The organism is Streptomyces sp. NPDC054047, from assembly GCF_055585065.1.
The window spans coordinates 192,190-208,786 of record NZ_JBVJKV010000013.1; the positions used below are offsets into that span (position 1 = coordinate 192,190).

At 72.0% G+C, this 16,597-nt stretch carries 15 protein-coding genes; 4 read left to right on the forward strand and 11 right to left on the reverse strand.

Annotated elements, in window-relative coordinates; all coding sequences use genetic code 11:
• Nucleotides 1–171 precede the first annotated feature (171 nt).
• From ACZ6ZP_RS36475 to ACZ6ZP_RS36495, 5 genes are read right to left on the reverse strand one after another with little or no spacing between them, the layout of a single operon-like run.
• On the reverse strand, nucleotides 172–1,869 hold the full coding sequence (locus ACZ6ZP_RS36475) for a right-handed parallel beta-helix repeat-containing protein (RefSeq protein ID WP_361472116.1): 1,698 nt from the start codon (nucleotides 1,867–1,869) through the stop codon (nucleotides 172–174).
• Between the two features lie 5 nt (nucleotides 1,870–1,874).
• Nucleotides 1,875–2,837, reverse strand: a complete 963-nt coding sequence (locus ACZ6ZP_RS36480) for a UDP-glucuronic acid decarboxylase family protein (RefSeq protein WP_469410110.1) — start codon at nucleotides 2,835–2,837, stop codon at nucleotides 1,875–1,877.
• Nucleotides 2,834–4,198 (reverse strand): UDP-glucose dehydrogenase family protein, encoded by a 1,365-nt coding sequence (locus tag ACZ6ZP_RS36485; protein WP_469410112.1) that lies wholly within the window; start codon nucleotides 4,196–4,198, stop codon nucleotides 2,834–2,836. The genes ACZ6ZP_RS36480 and ACZ6ZP_RS36485 overlap by 4 nt, the downstream gene beginning before the upstream one ends.
• Before the next feature lie 28 nt (nucleotides 4,199–4,226).
• Complete coding sequence (galE, locus tag ACZ6ZP_RS36490; protein ID WP_351172386.1) at nucleotides 4,227–5,291, reverse strand: UDP-glucose 4-epimerase GalE; 1,065 nt, start codon at nucleotides 5,289–5,291, stop codon at nucleotides 4,227–4,229.
• A gap of 7 nt (nucleotides 5,292–5,298) precedes the next feature.
• Nucleotides 5,299–7,128 carry a glycosyltransferase family 2 protein gene (locus tag ACZ6ZP_RS36495; RefSeq protein WP_469410115.1) on the reverse strand — a complete coding sequence of 610 codons (1,830 nt, stop codon included), beginning with the start codon at nucleotides 7,126–7,128 and terminating at the stop codon, nucleotides 5,299–5,301.
• A 123-nt stretch (nucleotides 7,129–7,251) separates the two neighbouring features.
• Here ACZ6ZP_RS36495 and ACZ6ZP_RS36500 point away from each other — a divergent pair, with 123 nt between their 5' ends.
• A complete protein-coding gene (locus tag ACZ6ZP_RS36500; protein WP_351172392.1) occupies nucleotides 7,252–7,962 on the forward strand; it encodes a TetR/AcrR family transcriptional regulator in 711 nt (236 codons plus the stop codon).
• Between the two features lie 75 nt (nucleotides 7,963–8,037).
• Here ACZ6ZP_RS36500 and ACZ6ZP_RS36505 read toward each other — a convergent pair whose 3' ends face one another.
• The 5 genes from ACZ6ZP_RS36505 to ACZ6ZP_RS36525 form a co-directional block, all read right to left on the reverse strand.
• Nucleotides 8,038–8,514, reverse strand: a complete 477-nt coding sequence (locus tag ACZ6ZP_RS36505; protein WP_351172395.1) for a (2Fe-2S)-binding protein — start codon at nucleotides 8,512–8,514, stop codon at nucleotides 8,038–8,040.
• A 46-nt stretch (nucleotides 8,515–8,560) separates the two neighbouring features.
• On the reverse strand, nucleotides 8,561–10,885 hold the full coding sequence (locus ACZ6ZP_RS36510; protein ID WP_468617695.1) for a xanthine dehydrogenase family protein molybdopterin-binding subunit: 2,325 nt from the start codon (nucleotides 10,883–10,885) through the stop codon (nucleotides 8,561–8,563).
• 138 nt (nucleotides 10,886–11,023) lie between these two features.
• Complete coding sequence (locus ACZ6ZP_RS36515) at nucleotides 11,024–12,367, reverse strand: aldehyde dehydrogenase family protein (RefSeq protein ID WP_469410118.1); 1,344 nt, start codon at nucleotides 12,365–12,367, stop codon at nucleotides 11,024–11,026.
• 69 nt (nucleotides 12,368–12,436) lie between these two features.
• Nucleotides 12,437–13,003: a TetR/AcrR family transcriptional regulator gene (locus tag ACZ6ZP_RS36520; protein ID WP_351172404.1), complete on the reverse strand. Its 567-nt coding sequence runs from the start codon at nucleotides 13,001–13,003 to the stop codon at nucleotides 12,437–12,439.
• 5 nt (nucleotides 13,004–13,008) lie between these two features.
• Entirely contained in the window at nucleotides 13,009–13,704 is a 696-nt protein-coding gene (locus ACZ6ZP_RS36525; protein ID WP_361472097.1) for a type 1 glutamine amidotransferase domain-containing protein, read from the reverse strand.
• 108 nt (nucleotides 13,705–13,812) lie between these two features.
• Between ACZ6ZP_RS36525 and ACZ6ZP_RS36530 the strand changes: the two genes are divergently transcribed.
• A complete protein-coding gene (locus tag ACZ6ZP_RS36530; RefSeq protein WP_383825371.1) occupies nucleotides 13,813–14,814 on the forward strand; it encodes a LysR family transcriptional regulator in 1,002 nt (333 codons plus the stop codon).
• A 10-nt stretch (nucleotides 14,815–14,824) separates the two neighbouring features.
• Here ACZ6ZP_RS36530 and ACZ6ZP_RS36535 read toward each other — a convergent pair whose 3' ends face one another.
• A complete protein-coding gene (locus ACZ6ZP_RS36535; RefSeq protein ID WP_351172412.1) occupies nucleotides 14,825–15,217 on the reverse strand; it encodes a nuclear transport factor 2 family protein in 393 nt (130 codons plus the stop codon).
• 83 nt (nucleotides 15,218–15,300) lie between these two features.
• Here ACZ6ZP_RS36535 and ACZ6ZP_RS36540 point away from each other — a divergent pair, with 83 nt between their 5' ends.
• Complete coding sequence (locus tag ACZ6ZP_RS36540; protein ID WP_351172415.1) at nucleotides 15,301–15,876, forward strand: PadR family transcriptional regulator; 576 nt, start codon at nucleotides 15,301–15,303, stop codon at nucleotides 15,874–15,876.
• 19 nt (nucleotides 15,877–15,895) lie between these two features.
• Entirely contained in the window at nucleotides 15,896–16,594 is a 699-nt protein-coding gene (locus ACZ6ZP_RS36545) for an HAD family hydrolase (protein WP_469410196.1), read from the forward strand.
• The last annotated feature ends 3 nt before the right edge of the window (nucleotides 16,595–16,597 follow it).

The following is a 16,597-nucleotide window of genomic DNA, read 5'->3' on the forward strand; positions in this document are numbered from 1 at the left end:
GGCCCGTGGTGGGTCCCGAGGGTGTGCCCGAAGCAATGGCAAAGCGCCTCCCTGCGTGGCAGGGACACCCGGCCGAGAGTCACGCTTCAACCTGGGGTCTCGCTGTTTCGATCGTAGGCCCGGGCGGCGGGCACCTGCATCTTCAGCCGGACCCGGTGTCTTCGGCCGGGCTCAGTCCGCCGGGGGCAGCGCGGCCCCGACCGGCGGAGGCGTGCCGACGGGCCGGCCGAAGTAGTCCACGGAACCGGGGTCGACGCCGAACAGCTTCCGCAGGTCGAGGCCCTTGTCCGCGAGGGCGTCGCACTCCGGGGCGAGCAGGTGCGCGTCGCCGGGGGAGTCGACGTCCGGCAGTTCGCCGCCGGCGAGGCAGGGGTCGACGGTCAGGCCGGCGGGCCGTCCGTCGACGCGTTCCTGTCCGGTCGCCGTGCGCCAGGCGGCGAGGCCGGTGTAGGCGTGGTCGCCCCACTGCACGGCCCACTGTCCCTGCGGCGCCCGGTAGTTGTTGCCCTGCACGAGGACGTTCTTCGCGGTGAGGCCCCGGTCCACCAGGGCCAGGGGGGAGCCGTCGGTGACGAAGGTGTTGTTGCGGACCGTGACACCCGTCTGACCGTCCATCAGGCGCAGGGCGGGGCCGCTCCTTCCGTTCTCCAGGGCCGTCATGACCACGGTGTTCTGGTAGATGCGCAGGTTGCGCACGTCGTGGCCGTAGACGGCGAGCCCGCCGAAGCGCGGCAGCTTGCGGCCGTCGTCGGAGGTGAGGTTGTAGCGGATCGTGTTGTCCTTGTGCGCGCCGTTGGTCTTCCTGGTGTAGGTGTAGAAGCCCGGGCCGTCGTTGTGGAAGGCCAGGTTGTACTGGATGGTCGAGTCCGAGACGTTCTCGTCGAATCCGAACCCGGCGCCGTCGACGTCCGAACCGGTGTGGTTGCGGTAGGCGGTGTTGTGCTCCAGGAGCACGTCGCTGGCGTCGTAGGCCCAGATGCCCACCGGCCCCGAAGGCGCCTCGGTGGCCGACGTGCTCCCGTTGTCGTGGGCGCTGGAGTCGCGCACCGTGGCGTGGCGTACGGCGCCCAGGATGATGCCGTCGCCGGTGTGACGGTCGTCCGCCGCGGGATCGCCGGTGTTGCGGTAGGCCTCGACGCCCGTGACGTCGACGTCCTCGTGCGCGTAGGCGGGCTGTCCCGGCTCGAACTCGGGGCCGTACGTCAGGAGACCGGCGTCCTTGTTGCCGTGCAGCTTCGCCTGCCGGATCGTCACGTCCTTGAATCCGTTGCCCTTCTCGATGCCGCCGACGGCGATGCCCACCTGGAATCCGGAGACGGTGACGTCCGAGACGGAGACACGGTTCAGCTTTCCGCCGCCGGGGCGGTCGGCGTAGAGGTTGATGCCGCCGTCACGGGCGTAGGCGGCGCGGTCCCCGGTGACGGTGAGATCGCGGATCCGCACGCCCGCGGTGTTGTGCACGGAGATGCCGGGGCTGCCCTCGGCCTCGACGGTCGCGCGGCCCTCGCCGTACGAACCGATCACCACGGGCCGGTCCGCGCGGCCCGCCTCGGTGCTGCCCAGGGTGATCGTGCCGGTGAACCGGGCGCCGCCCTCCAGGAGCAGCCGGTCGCCGGGTTCGAGCGCCACGCGTTCGGCACGGGCGAGGGAGCGCCATGCCTGTCCGGGCGAGGAACCGTCGTTCTCGTCGTCGCCCCGCGAACCGACGTAGTACGTGGCGTACGGGGCGGCATCGGCCTTGGTGCCGGTCGCGGGCGAGTAGTGGGGCGTGGCCACGCAGCCGCTCGCACCGATCAGCACGAGCGCGGCGGTGAGGACGCCGGGGGCGGTGCACCGCCGGGCGGTGGCTCTGGAGAATTGCCCGGTCATCGGGATCAGGCCTCCACCGGCACTCGCGCGAGCGGCGGTTCGGACCGCGCGGCGAACCACGCCACCGTGCGCCGCAGCCCCTCGTCGAGGGGGACGCGGGGCATCCAGCCGAGCTGCTCCACGGCCCGGTTGATCACCGGGCGGCGGCGGGTGGGATCGTCGACGGGCAGCGGGCGGCAGACGATCCGCGAGGGCGATCCGGTGATACGGAGGACGAGTTCGGCCAGTTCGCGGACGGTGCGCTCGCTGGGATTGCCCAGGTTCACCGGCCCGGCGCGGTCGCTGTCGAGCATCGCGATCAGGCCTCGGACGAGGTCGTCGACGTAGCAGAAACTGCGGGTCTGGCTGCCGTCGCCGTAGAGCGTCAGCGGCCGGCCCGCCAGGGCCTGGCGGACGAAGGTGGAGACCACCCGTCCGTCGTGCGGCCGCATCCGCGGACCGTACGTGTTGAAGATCCGTACGATGCCCGCGTCAACGCCCGGGCCGCGCCGGTACGCCGTGGCGAGCGCCTCCGCGAACCGCTTGGCCTCGTCGTAGACGCTGCGCGGGCCGACCGGATTGACGTGGCCCCAGTACTCCTCGGGCTGCGGGTGGACCTCCGGGTCGCCGTAGACCTCGCTGGTGGAGGTGAGCAGGAAGCGGGCGCCGTGCCGCTGGGCCAGGCGCAGGGCTTGCTCGGTGCCGCGGCTGCCGACGGCCAGGGTCTCCAGGGCCAGGCGGTGGTAGTCCGGCGGAGAGGCGGGGCTGGCGAGGTGGGCGACGGCGTCCACGCGGCCCGGCACGTCGAACGGCGCCGTCACGTCGGCGTGGATCAGCCGGAAGCGGGGTGTGCCGAGCAGGTGGGCGACGTTGTCCTCTTCCCCGGTGCAGAAGTTGTCCAGGCAGCAGACGGTGTCTCCTCGGCGCAGCAGCGCCTCGCACAGATGGGATCCCACGAAACCGCCGCCGCCGGTCACCACGACCCTCATGACGCACCTCCGGTGAGTGCGGCGGTCCTGACCCGCGACGGGGTGGCGCAGGAGAGCCGGGGGCGGCCCGGGGCGTGCACGGTCCAGCCGGCCGCCGACCAGGACCGCGGGTCGAGGCTGTTGCGGGCGTCCAGGAGGACGGGGGAGCGCACCTGGGAGGCGAGCGCGGCGGGGTCGATGTCCTGGTACTCGGGCCAGTCGGTCAGGTGCAGGACCAGGTCGGCGTCCTCGCACGCCTTGTCGACGTCCAGGGCGTAGGACAGTTCGGGGTGGACGGCGCGGGCGTTGTCGAGGGCCTGGGGGTCGTGCACGCGGACCGCGGCGCCCTGCCGGTGCAGGGCCGCCGCCACGGCCAGGGCGGGCGAGTCGCGCACGTCGTCGCTGCCGGGCTTGAAGGCCGCGCCGAGCACGGCGATCCGGCGCCCGGTCGGCGAGCCGCCCAGGAGCCGGCGTGCCCGCTCGACGGTGCGCAGGCGCTGACGGGTGTTGATCCGGTCGACCTCGTGCAGGAACACCACCGCCTCACCGGCGCCGATCTCCTCGGCGCGGGCGGCGAAGGCCCGGATGTCCTTGGGGAAGCAGCTGCCGCCGAAGCCGAGCCCCGGTTCGAGGAAGCGGGGCCCGATCCGGGTGTCCGCGCCGATGGCCCTGGCCAGGACCGACGCGTCGGCGCCCGCGGCGTCGCACACCTCGGCCATGGCGTTGATGAAGGAGATCTTGGTGGCGAGGAAGGAGTTCGCCGCGACCTTGACCAGCTCCGCCGTCGCCGGATCGGTGCTGAAGAACGGCACCCCGGCGAGGATCATCGGCGTGTAGATCGTCCGCAGCACGGCCTCGGCGTGCTGCGACGTCACGCCCACGACGAGCCGCTCGGGCCGCATGGTGTCCTGGACCGCGGACCCCTCGCGCAGGAACTCGGGGTTCCAGGCGACCTCCGTGTCCCGGGTCGTCCGGGCGATGCGCTCGGCGAGCCGGGCCGCCGTGCCCACCGGCACGGTCGACTTGCCCACGATCAGGCTGCCGGGCCGCAGATGCGGGGCGAGCCCGTCCACGACGGCGTCCACGTAACGGAGGTCGGCGGCCTTGCTGTCGGGGCGCTGCGGGGTGCCCACGCACAGGAAGTGCGTCCGGGCGAACGCGGCGCCCTCGGCGAGCGAGGTGGAGAAGCGCAGCCTGCCCGACGCGACGGTCCTGGCGAGCAGTTCGTCGAGGCCGCTCTCGTGGATGGGCGCCCGGCCCGCCGACAGGGATGCGATCCGTTCGGCGTCGATGTCGATGCCGAGGACCTGGTGGTCGATGTCGGCCATGCACGCGGCGTGCACCGTTCCCACGTATCCGGTGCCGATCACTGTCATCCGCATGACGTCGCTCCTTACGGGTCGTCGGGCCTCACGGGGCCTGCTGCTTGCTGGTGGGGTGCCGGCCGGGGCCGGCGTAGCCATGGGGGTTGAGCTGCTGGAAGCGCCACGCGTCGCGGCACATGTCGGCGAGGTCCCGGGTGGGGCGCCAGCCCCAGGCGCGCGCCACCGCGCTCGCGTCGGCGACGAGTTCGGTCACGTCGCCGGGGCGGCGCGGCATGATCTGGTACGGGACGGCCCGGCCGCAGGCCGCGCCGAACGCGGAGATGACGTCGAGGACCGAACGGCCGGTCCCGACGCCGAGGTTGAACACCCGCAGGCCCGGTCCGTCGGCGAGGTGGTCCAGGGCGATGCGGTGGGCCTCGGCGGTGTCCATGACGTGGAGGTAGTCGCGGATCGCGGTGCCGTCGGGCGTGGGGTAGTCGTCGCCGAAGACGGGGAGCCGCTCGCGCCGCCCGACGGCGACCTGCGCCACGTAGGGCATCAGATTGTCGGGCACTCCGCCCGGGTCCTCGCCGAGCAGTCCGCTGGGGTGGGCGCCGACGGGGTTGAAGTAGCGCAGGGCCAGCACGGTGAACTCGGGGCAGCGGGCGCACACGTCGGCCAGGACCTGCTCGCAGATCCACTTGGACGTCGCGTACGGATTGGTGGGCCGGGCGGGCGTCGACTCGTCGAGCGGCCCGCGCCCCGCGTCGCCGTAGACGGAACAGGAGGAGGAGAACACCAGCTGGTGCACGCCGTGTTCACGCATGACCCGCAGCAGCGCGGTCGTGCCGCCGACGTTGGTGTCGTAGTACTCGATGGGCATCCGTGTCGACTCGCCCACGGCCTTGTGCGCGGCAAAGTGCACGACGGCGTCCACGGAGTGGCGGTCGAAGACGGCCGACAGGGCGCGCCGATCACGGATGTCCAGCTCATAGACGGCGCCGACGAACCGGTCGGCGATCCGTTCCACCCGCGTGAAGACCTGCGGGGTGCTGTGGGAGTAGTCGTCGATCACGATCAGTTCGTAGCCGTGGTCGAGGAGTTCGACGCAGGTGTGGCTTCCGATGAAGCCCGCTCCGCCGGTGACGAGGATCGTGGAGGGTGCGCTCATGGCCCGTTCACCAGCTCAGGACGGCGGCGGCGTACGCCGGGTAGAAGACGATGGCGGTGGCGACCGGAAGGGACGCCAGGAGGCCCAGGGCCAGCGGCAGGCGGGCGGTCGACAGGGCGCGGGTGAAACGGATGTCCGCCGCCCGTGCCGCCTCCCGCACGTGGAGCAGGGGCACGGCGACGGCGACGGCCGCGTAGGTCGCGGCGGCGAGCAGGCAGAGGAAGACGTAGCCGGCCGCGGGGCTTGTCAGCTCGCCCACCACGGCGATCGAGGACAGCGCGCCGGCCAGCACGACGAAGGGCAGGGTGAGCCGGGCGGGCAGCGGCCGCGGCCCGCCGGTGTCCTTGGGCGTGACCTTGAAGGTCACCGGGTGCGGGCGCAGCTTCTGCCCGACGGCGCCGAACAGGCCCAGGATGACGAACGGCCAGCGGGCGAGCGCGAACAGCCAGGTCTCCCAGCTGATCAGCGGGGCGGTGCGCGGGCGCAGCATCCCGCAGCGCCGCATCACGTACAGGGTCAGGAGCAGCCACACGGGCATGGCCCAGAAGTGGACCAGGAAGTCGAAGTAGTTGACGTTCATCCACGGCAGGCCGGTGAGGACGGCGATCGGCGGCAGCGTGAGGCCCGCGGTGATCATCAGGCCGAGGAGCGGGTAGTAGGCCAGGGCGTACGAGAAGCGCAGCCGCAGCACGAGCGGCAGCCGTCGCAGATGGCACGGCAGCAGACCGAGGAGCATCGTGGTCAGGCTCCGTGACCACTGGTACTCCTGCGTGATCATGTCGGCGAAGGTGAGCGGACCGTCCCCGTGCGCCTCGGCGTCGATGGCGAACGCGCCGTTCCAGCCGGCCGAGTTGAGCAGGTACGTGGTGGAGAAGTCCTCGGCGAGCTCGGGGCCGAGGCCGCCGATGTCCCGCAGCGCGCGGGTGCGCACGGCGTAGTGGGAGCCGATGCACATCGGCGCGAGCCCGTCGCTGTGCCCCAGCTGGACCGCGCCGTGCCAGACGGCCTCGCGGTGCAGCCGTCCCCGGGCCGCCCACGACACCGCGCCGTTGGCGTCGCAGATGCTGGGGGCGGCGACGTAGCCGATGGCGGGGTCGTCGAAGGGGCGGACCATCTCGGCGAGGTAGGTCGGCGCGGGGACGTGGTCACAGTCGAGCTGGGCGACCACCTCGTAGCGGTCGTAGCCCCAGTTGTCGTAGAAGTAGGCGAGGTTGCCTTCCTTGCAGCGGGTGCGGCGCGGCCAGTCGCTGCGGTGGTAGGGGCGCACGCCGCGGCGGCAGGACATCCGCACCTGATGCGTCCGGCACCAGGCGATGATCTCCTCGGTGGGGTCCTCGTCGCACAGCCACACGTCGTAGCGGTGCGGGAAGTCCTGGGCCAGCATCGCCTCGAGCGTGTGCCGGACGGTGGGCCAGGGCTCCGAGGGGGCGCGGGTCACGGCGAAGGCGACCGGAAGTGCGGGCACCGGAAGCGCGGGGTTGACGCGGCGCAGGCGCAGGGCGGTGACGAAGAAGTAGCAGGGCAGGGCGGTGAGGTACAGCAGCAGGGCACTGTTGACGATCAGGCCCGCCCAGCCGACACGGTGCTGGGGCTGAAGCCACCAGGACCAGAACCACAGGAAGCTCAGCGCCCAGCACACGGCGATCACCGTGAGGGCGGCCCGGTCGTGCCGGGGGAGCGCGGGCACGAAGGTCGTGGGGCGGACGGTGCGCACCGGGAACGGATGGCCGAAGACGGGGCCGCCCGCGGTGACCCGCACGACGTTGCCGTCCGACATCCGCGCGAGCTCCCGCTCCAGCTGGAGCAGATCCGCCGGCATCGGCTCGCTGTGCGTCATGGCGCGACGCTCCTGAGAGGTCGGACGCTGTACGCTGACCACGTACGTTTACGTCGTATATGTACGACTTTGCACCCGATGTTCCCTGAGGTCAAGGGGGCCAGAGAGGCGGACGCGGCGGACATGCCGAACGAGAAAGAGAAGGAGAAGAAGGCGGCCGCGGCCGAGGGGCGGCGCGCCAGTGACCGGGGGCGTTATGGACGGCTCAGCCGGGAGCGCGTCCTGGCCACGGCCCTGGAGGTCGTCGACCGCGACGGGCTCTCGGGCCTGAGCATGCGCAAGCTCGGCGCGGAACTGGGCGTGGAGGCGATGGCCCTGTACCGGTACGCGTCCAGCAAGGGGGACCTGCTCGACGGCCTGGTCGAGGCGTTCTGCCAGGAACTGGAGAGCGACCTGGACGCCGAGCCCCGAGCCGCCGACTGGAAGGGGGAGCTGCACCGCATCGCGCTCGCCACCCACCGCGTCGCCCTGCGCCACCCGAACATGGTCCCGCTGCTCGCCACCCGCCTGCTGTCCACCCCGCTGGCCCGCCGCCCGGCGGCCGTCCTGCGCAGCGACGAACGCGTCCTGGCGCTGCTGCACGACGCGGGTCTGGGCGGCCGCCGCGTCGTGGAGCTCCACCGGGCGTTCACGGCGTGGCTGCTCGGCTATCTCCTCGTCGAGCTGCGGGCCATGGACGACGAGCCCGGTGAGCCCGACCCGGCCTTCCGGCTCGGCCTGCACCGCATGCCCGCACAGGAGTTCCCGCGGCTGCGGGCCACCGCCGTCTCCCTGGACGGACAGGGCGGCCCGGGGCAACTGGCCGCGGGGCTCGACGCGTTGCTGGGGGCATGAGGCCGCCGCCCCGGCGTGCGGCAGCGGGCTCCGGCGCCACCGTGGCGCCGGAACTCGCCCTGGACGCGCGGGAGTTCACATCCGCTTCGCCCCGGCCTTGATGGCCTCGCGGATCCGGGTGTACGTACCGCACCGGCAGATGTTGCGGATCTCGTCCAGGTCGTCGTCACTGATCTCACGGCCGGCGGCGGCGGCCTGCCGTACTTTGGCGACGGCGGCCATGATCTGGCCCGGCTGGCAGTACCCGCACTGCGAGACGTCCAGCTCCAGCCACGCCTCCTGCATCGGGTGCAGCTCCTTGCCGACGGTGCCGGGCAGGCCCTCGATCGTGGTGATCTCGTCATCGGTGCCGATCTTCGAGACCGGCACCGAACAGGGGTTGAACGCCTTGCCGTTGATGTGCGACGTACAGGACTGGCAGACGCCGAGACCGCAGCCGTACTTCGGCCCGGTCACGCCGAGCAGGTCACGCAGCACCCACAGGAGGCGTACGTCGTCGTCGGCCTCGACGGTGATCTGTTCGCCGTTGAGCTTGAAGGTGTGGCGCGGCACGGAAGGCTCCTCAGCAGACGCGGGCGCGTCAGTAGGCACGGGCGAGTCAGTAGGCACGGTCGAGACCGTCGGTCGGGGACTGCGGCGTGGACGGCTGGGCCGGCAGCGGATCGAAGCCGAGCGTGCCGTGGTTGATGGGGAAGCTGGTCGGCATCGTCCCGGTGGCGCGCGCGTAGGCGCAGGCGATCGCGCCGAACGCGGGCGCGACCCCCAACTCGCCCACACCGGCGGGCTTCCCGGTGGTCTCGCCCATCACGACGACGTCCAGTTCGAGCGGGGTGTTCCACTGCCGGGTGTAGAAGTAGTTGTCCCAGCTGCCCTCCAGCGGGAGCCCGTCCTTGATGTGCAGGCTGGAGGTGAGCGCCATGGCGAGGGCGTCGTTCATCCCGCCCATCATCTGCGCCTCGATGCCGCGGGGGTTGATGGCGAACCCCGCGTCCACGACCATCAGCGCCTTGGTGACGCGCGGCCCGGTCACTCCGTCCCTGACCTCGCGGTTCACCGTCTCGGGCCGGCAGTCGATCTCGACGAGCGTGGCGACCGCTCCCCGGTACTCGGCGTGCAGCGCGATCCCCTGGGCGACGCCCGAGGGCAGCGACCGGCCCCACTGCCCGGCCTCGGCGGCCTTGTCCAGGACGGCCCGCAGCCGCTTCTCCTTGACGAACTCGCGGCGGAACTCCACGGGGTCCTTGCCCATCTTCGCCGCCAGTTGATCGACGATGAGCTCGCGCGCGCACGCCACGTTCGGCGAGTAGATGTTGCGCATGCTGCCCGTGTTGAACTTCAGCGGCACCTCGTTCAACAGCTGCGTGGTGACACCGAAGTGGTAGGGCGAGGACTGGGTGAGCTGGAAGATGGTCTGGGCGAACGTCGGATTGCCCACCACCGGCAGCTGCGCGGCCGTGGACGTGAGCACCTCGCCCAGGCCGTGGCCGAAGTCCGTGCGGGAACTGGTGTGCCGCTGCTCGTAGCTGAGGACATTGCCCAGCGCGTAGGTGGCGCGCACCCGCGAAACGCACATGGGATGGGTGCGGCCCTGCCGGAAGTTGTCCGTGCGGGACCACGAGAGCTTGACCGGCTTGCCCATCTTCTGCGAGATCTCGGCGGCTTCGGCGGCCACGTCGTGGAAGAGGTGGCGCCCGAACGACCCGCCGCCCTCCACCACATGCACGGTCACGGCCCGCTGGGGCAGGCCGAGTTGGGTCGCGATCGCGCGCTGCGCCACGATCGGCACCTTGAGGCTCGACCAGATCTCCGCCCGGTCGGAGCGCACGTCGGCGATCGCGTTGTCGGGCTCCAGCGGGCTGTTGCTGGCGAACGCGAAGGTGAACTCGGCCTCGACCTTCTTCGTCAGGAGCGGGGGCACGACCAGGGGCAGCGCGGCCTTCTTCAGCTTGGCCAGGACGGTGGCGTCGGACTCCTTGTCCACGGGTCCCGGACCCCACGTCACCTCCAGCGCCCGCAGCGCGTCGATGCACTGGCCGAACGTCTCGCCGCGTACGGCCACTCCGTGCTTGACGGTGGCGACATCGGTGATGCCCGGCATGGAGCGCACCGCGTCGGCGTTGGCGACGGACACGACGGTGCCGTTGATCGTCGGCGGCCTGCGCACCATTGTCGGCTTGGCGCCCGGGACCTGGAGGTCCATGCCGAACGACTTGCGCCCGGTCACGGCGGCCACCGCGTCGACGCGGTTCTGCGGGGTGCCGATGACGGTGAAGTCCGAGGGATCCTTCAGGCGCGCCGATGCCGCCACGACGCTGGCGCTGGCCGCCGCCTCGGCGAGCGAGCCGTACGTGGCGCTCTTCGTGGAGCCGTACGAGATGACGCCGTCCTTGGTGGACAGGTCGCCCGCGGCGACGCCCCACTGCTCGGCGGCGGTCGCGACGAGGCGCTGGCGGGCGACGGCCGCCGCGACGCGCACGGGGCGGTAGATGCTGCGCATCGAGTTCGAGCCGCCGGTGAGCTGATTCATCATCAGCTCCGGGCGGGCGTCGGCCAGCGTGACCCTGACCTTGGCGAGCGGCAGGTCCATCTCCTCGGCGATCATCATCGCGACCGCCGTGGTCATGCCCTGGCCCACTTCGGCCCGGGGCACCGCGAAGGACGCGGTGCCGTCGGTGTGCACCTGGACCGCGATCAGGCCGGAGGTCGGCGCAGCCGCGAGATTCTGCAGGTCGCCGAGGTCGAGCAGGTTCTCGGGCTGCGGCGGCGACGGCACCACGGCCTCGGCCGTCTCGCCGCCCGCCGAGTCGACCCCCAGCCGCACGCCGACGGCCAGCGTCGGCGCCGCCAGCAGATACGCGAGGACCCTGCGGCGGCCGGGGTCTTCGGGCCCGGACTCCTGTTCCGAACGGCGCTGTTCTGCCATGTGTGCTCCTCCCGGGGAACGCGAACGACCTGGACGGTGGCGTTGCGTTGATCAACCGCGCAGCTTATGGCGCGGCAGCCGGGAGGAGCACGGCGAGGGCGGAAACTGCACAGGGCCGCCACAGGGATGGGCCGGAAGTCAGCCCAGCGGCACGTCGAGGCGGGCCTTGCGGTGGCTGAACGTGGCGATGGAGTGCGGGCCGTGGTAGTTGCCCACGCCGCTCTCGCCGACGCCGCCGAACGGCAGCTCGGGGACGCGCAGATGGGCCATCGGCAGGCCGAAGCCGAGCCCGCCCGACGACGTCTCCGCGGCCAGGCGCTGCCGCGTCGTCTCGTTCTCGGTGAAGCCGTAGAGGGCGAGCGGCTTGTCGCGGTCGTTGATGAACGCGATGGCCTCGTCGAGGCTGTCGACGTTCACGATCGGCAGGACGGGGCCGAAGATCTCCTCCCGCATCACCGGCTCGTCGGGCTTCACGTCGGTGAGCACGGTCGGCGCGATGTAGACGTCGTCGCGGTCGCTCTGCCCGCCGAACGCCGTCGTCCCGGAGCCGAGCAGGGCCGAGACCCGGTCGAAGTGCCGCTCGTTGACGATGCGTCCGTAGGTCTCCGAGGTCTTGGGGTCCGCGCTGAACACCCGCTCCACGGCCGTGCGCAGCTCCCGGGCGAGGGCGGACGCGGTCTCCGGATCGGTCAGGACGTAGTCGGGAGCGACGCACGTCTGGCCGGCGTTGCGGAACTTGGCCTCGGCCAGGCGCGTGGCGACGGCGGCCACGTCGACGTCACGGTCCACGAACACCGGTGACTTGCCGCCGAGTTCGAGGGTGACGGGGGTGAGGTGCTCGGCGGCGGCGCGCATCACGATGCGGCCGACGGCGCCGTTGCCGGTGTAGAAGATGTGGTCGTAGCGCTGGGCGAGCAGCGCGGTGGTCTCCGGCACGCCGCCCTCGACGACGGCGACCGCGTCCGTGTCCAGGTACTCCGGGACGAGCCGGGCGATCAACTCCGAGGTGGCCGGGGTGACCTCGCTCGGCTTCAGGACGACCGTGTTGCCCGCCGCGAGCGCGCCCACCAGCGGGACGAGCAGCAGCTGTACGGGGTAGTTCCACGGCGCGATGATCAGGACGGTGCCCAGCGGCTCGTACTGCGTGCCGGCGGTCGAGCCCTCGGGCAGCCCGGCGAGGGCGCCGGACGCGAGCGGCTGGGGGCGCAGCCACTCCTCCAGGTGGGCCAGCGTGTGGTCGATCTCCCGTACGGGGAAGTCGACTTCGGCGGTGTAGGCCTCGGTGCGCGGCTTGTGCAGATCGGCGTACAGGGCGTCCGCGATGTCCTCGCGGTGCTCGGTGAACAGGGAGCGCAGCCGGGTGAGCTGCCGCTCGCGCCAGGCCAGGGGTCGGGTGCGGCCGGTGGCGAAGGTGGCGCGGAGCCCGGCGACGAGCGCCTCGGGGTCGAGTTCGGGGGAGGCGGGCGCTTCGGGGTGGTGCATGAGGGGTCTCCTCGGGAGGTCTCAGATGAGGTGGTGCATGGGGGGTGGGGAGGAGCGGGGTCGGCGCGCTCAGTCCGGGGTGGTGGTGACCGGCGAGCCGAGCAGTCCGGTCAGGAGCGCGTCCGTGGCGGGGCCGAAGAGACGGCGGCCGTCGGACACCGACTCCAGGCCCATGACCAGGGCGACGCAGATGTCGGCGGCCTCGGCGGGCTCCACGGACGCCGGGGTGCCCGCTTCGGTGAACAGGTCGATGAGCAGGTGCCGCAGCGAGCCCGTGAAGCCGTGGCAGATGTCGCCGAAGAGGCGGGCCTTGGCGTCGAGGAGCTCGGCGGAGTGCGGCGAGTCCCCGGCCAGCCGCAGGACCAGGTCGAGCTTGGCGGCGAGGACGCCCCGGATGCGCTCGGCGCTGGGGGCGTCAGCGGCCGCCGCCTGCCGGGCCCGCGCGAGCGCCTCGGCGTGCAGGCGCTCGGCGAGCTTGCGGAAGGCGTCGTCCTTGTTGCGGACGTACTGATAGACCGCTGACCGGGACACGCCCATCGTGGAGGCGATGTCGTCCATCGTGGTGCGCCGTACGCCATACCGCGTGAGGGAGTCGTAGGTGGCGTCGAGGACCTCGTCGAGCCGGTCGCTGCCCATGAGGGTCAGGCCAGCTTCTTGAGGAGCTCGGCCGCGAGCGGCGCCGAGGACGCCGGGTTCTGGCCGGTGACCAGGTTGCGGTCGACGACCACCTTGGGGGCCCAGGCCTCGCCCTCCTGGAAGTCGACGCCCGCCGCGACGAGCCGGTCCTGGAGCAGCCACTTGGCCTTCTCGGCGAAGCCGGACTGCGTCTCCTCGGCATTGGTGAAGCCGGTCACCTCGTACCCGGCGAAGGCGTTGGTGCCGTCCTCCTTGGTCGCGGCGAGCAGCGCGGCCGGTCCGTGGCAGACGACGCCGAGCGGAATGCCGACTTCCAGGGCGGTGGTCAGGAGCCTGCCGGACGCGGCGTCGACGGCGAGGTCCTCCATGGGGCCGTGGCCGCCGGGGTAGAAGACCGCGGCGTAGTCGGCGAGGTCGACCTCCTCCAGCTTGAGCGGCTCGAGGAACTCGCTGATCTCCGCGAGGGTCGCGGCGACCTTGTCGGCGCCTTCCTGGCCGCCGTTGAACTCGGGCGCCAGGCTCGCCTGGTCGACGGTCGGCACGACGCCGCCCGGTGTCGCGACGACGATCTCGTGTCCGGCGGCCTTGAACGCCTCGTACGGCGCGACGGCTTCCTCGGCCCAGAAGCCGGTGGGGTGCTGGGTGCCGTCGGCCAGCGTCCAGTGGTCGGCGCCGGTCACGACGAACAGGATCTTGGACATGTGTCTCTCCGAGGCTGGAATCTCTGACGTTCTGTGCTCAGAGCGTCAGTCGGTGCTGTCCTCGAAGGTAGGTGGGCCTGCCCAACGAAATCCAATAGGCTGACCCATATGGGAGATAGGAATTCCGATGGGTCGGCGGGAATAGCTCAGGGGGCCGCACCAGCCGGGCCGGACGGACCGGCCGTGGCGCACGGCGCCGCCGGGGGCCCGCTGGACCTGAACCTGCTGCGTACGTTCCTGGCCGTGTACCGCTCGGGTTCCTTCACCGCCGCGGCCCGGCTGCTCGGCCTCTCGCAGCCCACCGTCACCACGCAGATCCGGGCCCTGGAGCGGCAGGTCGACCGGGAGCTGTTCGAGCGGCTGCCGCGCGGGGTCGCCCCGGCGCCGTACGCGGACGCGCTCGCCGCCCGGGTCGTCGACCCCCTCGACGCCCTCGCCGCGGTCACCGGACACGGCGGCCCCCTCGACGGCGCCCCTGCGGAGCCCGTCCACCTGGCGGGCCCGGCGGAGATGCTCTGCCACTGCGCGCTGCCCGCGCTGGCGCCGCTGATCGAGCAGGGCGTCCGGCTGCGCGTGACGACGGGCCTGAGCGACCGGCTCCTGGACGAGCTGCGGGCGGGACGGCACGACCTGGTGATCGCCACGGCCCGCCCCCGCGGGCGCTCCCTGAGCTCGGTGCCGCTGGCGGACGAGGAGTTCGTGATGGTCGCGGCGCCCTCGTGGGCCGAGCGCATCGGCGGCCCGGACCGGATCGCGGCCGACGGCCCCGGCGTGCTGCTGGGCGTCCCCCTCGTCACGTACGCCGATGACCTGCCGATCGCCCGCCGCTACTGGCGGCACGTCTTCGGCAAGCGGCTCGTCTGCGAGGCCTCGGTCACGGTCCCCGACCTGCGGGGCGTGCTGTCGGCCGTGATCGCGGGGGCCGGCTTCTCCGTGCTGCCCCGCTATCTCTGCCGCGACGCGCTGGCCGCCGGGACGCTGGTCCTCCTCCACGACCCGGAGGACGCCCCGATCAACACCGGCTTCCTGGTGCAGCGCCCCGGCTCGGCGGACAACCCGCACGTCGCCCTCGTCCGCGACCACCTCGTCCGGTCGGCCCGCGCCTGGTAGTCGGCGGCGCCTACGCGCCCGCCGCCTCCTGGGTGATCCGGTCCCACTGGGCGCCCATGGCCTCGGCGAGCGCCTGGGCGGCCGACAGCGGGCGGACCATCACCATGAACTCGTCGATCAGCCCGTCCTCGTTCACGTGGAGGAAGTCGCAGCCGGTGATCTGCCGGTCGCCGACCCGGGCCTCGAAGACGAGCGCGGAGTCGCGCCCCGCGGCGTCGTTGATCTCCCGTACGTACCGGAAGTCCTCGAAGACCCGGGTGACGCCGCGCAGGATCGCGGCGGTCGTCGCCTTGCCCGGGTAGGGCCGGAACACCACCGGGCTGGAGAAGACGACGTCATCGGCCAGGAGCGCCTCGATGGCCGCGTGATCGTCGGCCTCGACGGCCTTGCGGAAAGCCTGCATGCCCACACCTCGCATCTGAGAGACCTAGTCAATTTGTTGAGTAGGTGCGGGGGAGAGTAATCGCATCGGTGTACGGTGTCCAGATGTCTCTGAAGTACGCGGTGCTCGCGGCGCTCCTGGAGGGTGAGTCGTCCGGCTACGACCTGGCCAAGATCTTCGACGTCTCCGTGTCGAACTTCTGGTCCGCGACTCCCCAGCAGCTCTACCGCGAGCTGGAGCGCCTCGCGGGCGACGGGCTGATCGACGCCCGCGTGGTGCAGCAGGAGCGCAGGCCGAACAAGCGGATGTTCACGCTCACCGATGCCGGGCTGCGCGATCTGCACGCCTTCGCCGCCGAGCCGCCCCGGCCCATCGCGATCCGGGACGAACTCATGGTCAAGGTGCAGGCCATGGACGGCGCCGACCCGGCCGCCACCCGCGCGCTGGTCGAGGAGCGCATGGAGTGGTCGCGCGGCAAGCTCGCCCGGTACGAACGGCTGCGCCTCCATCTACTGGGCGGCCGCGACGAGGCGGAGTACCTGCGCGCCGCCGAGCGCATCGGCCCCTACCTCACACTGATGGCGGGCCGCTCGCTGGAGGAGTCGAACCTGCGCTGGGGCGAGCGGGTCCTGGAGATCCTCGACCGACGTTTGAACTACGCCGAAAAGGGCGGAACCTGAGGAGGCGGCAGTGGACCACATGCCTGAGCCGACACCGACGCTCGAGCCGACGGAGGAACGCCCGCACGCGCCCGCGCGCGCGGTGCTCACCGACTTCGGCGGCGTACTGACCACCAGCGTGCTCGACTCGTTCCGCTCCTACTCGGCACGGGTGAGCGACGACCCCCTGCTGATCGAGCGGCTGTTCCGGGAGGACACGGAGGCGTCGGCGCTGCTCGTGGAGCACGAGTGCGGGCGCATGAGCGAGGCCGAGTTCGAGCGGGGCATCGCGGGGCGGCTGCGCGAGAAGGGCGTGGAGGTGGAACCGGTGGGTCTCGTCGCCGCCATCGGGGCGGGCATGCGGCCTGACGAGGCGATGCTCGCGGCGCTGAGGGGCCTGCGCGCCCGGGGCATCCCGGTGGCGATCGTGTCGAACGCGCTGGGCGACGACTGCTACCAGGGCTACGACCTGGACGCCCTCGCGGACGTGGTGGTGATCTCCAGCGACATCGGCTCCCGCAAGCCGGGCCGCCGCATCTACCAGACGGCCTGCGACCGCCTGGGCGTCGAACCCTCAGCCTGCGTCATGATCGACGACCTGGAGCACAACCTGAGCGGGGCGGCCCGACTCGGCATCCGGGGCCTGCACCACCTCAACAGCAACGAGACGACCCACGCCCTGGAGGAGTTGTTCGCCACCGCCCCGCACGCCGGGCCCGGGGTGCCGGGCCCGGCGTGAGCG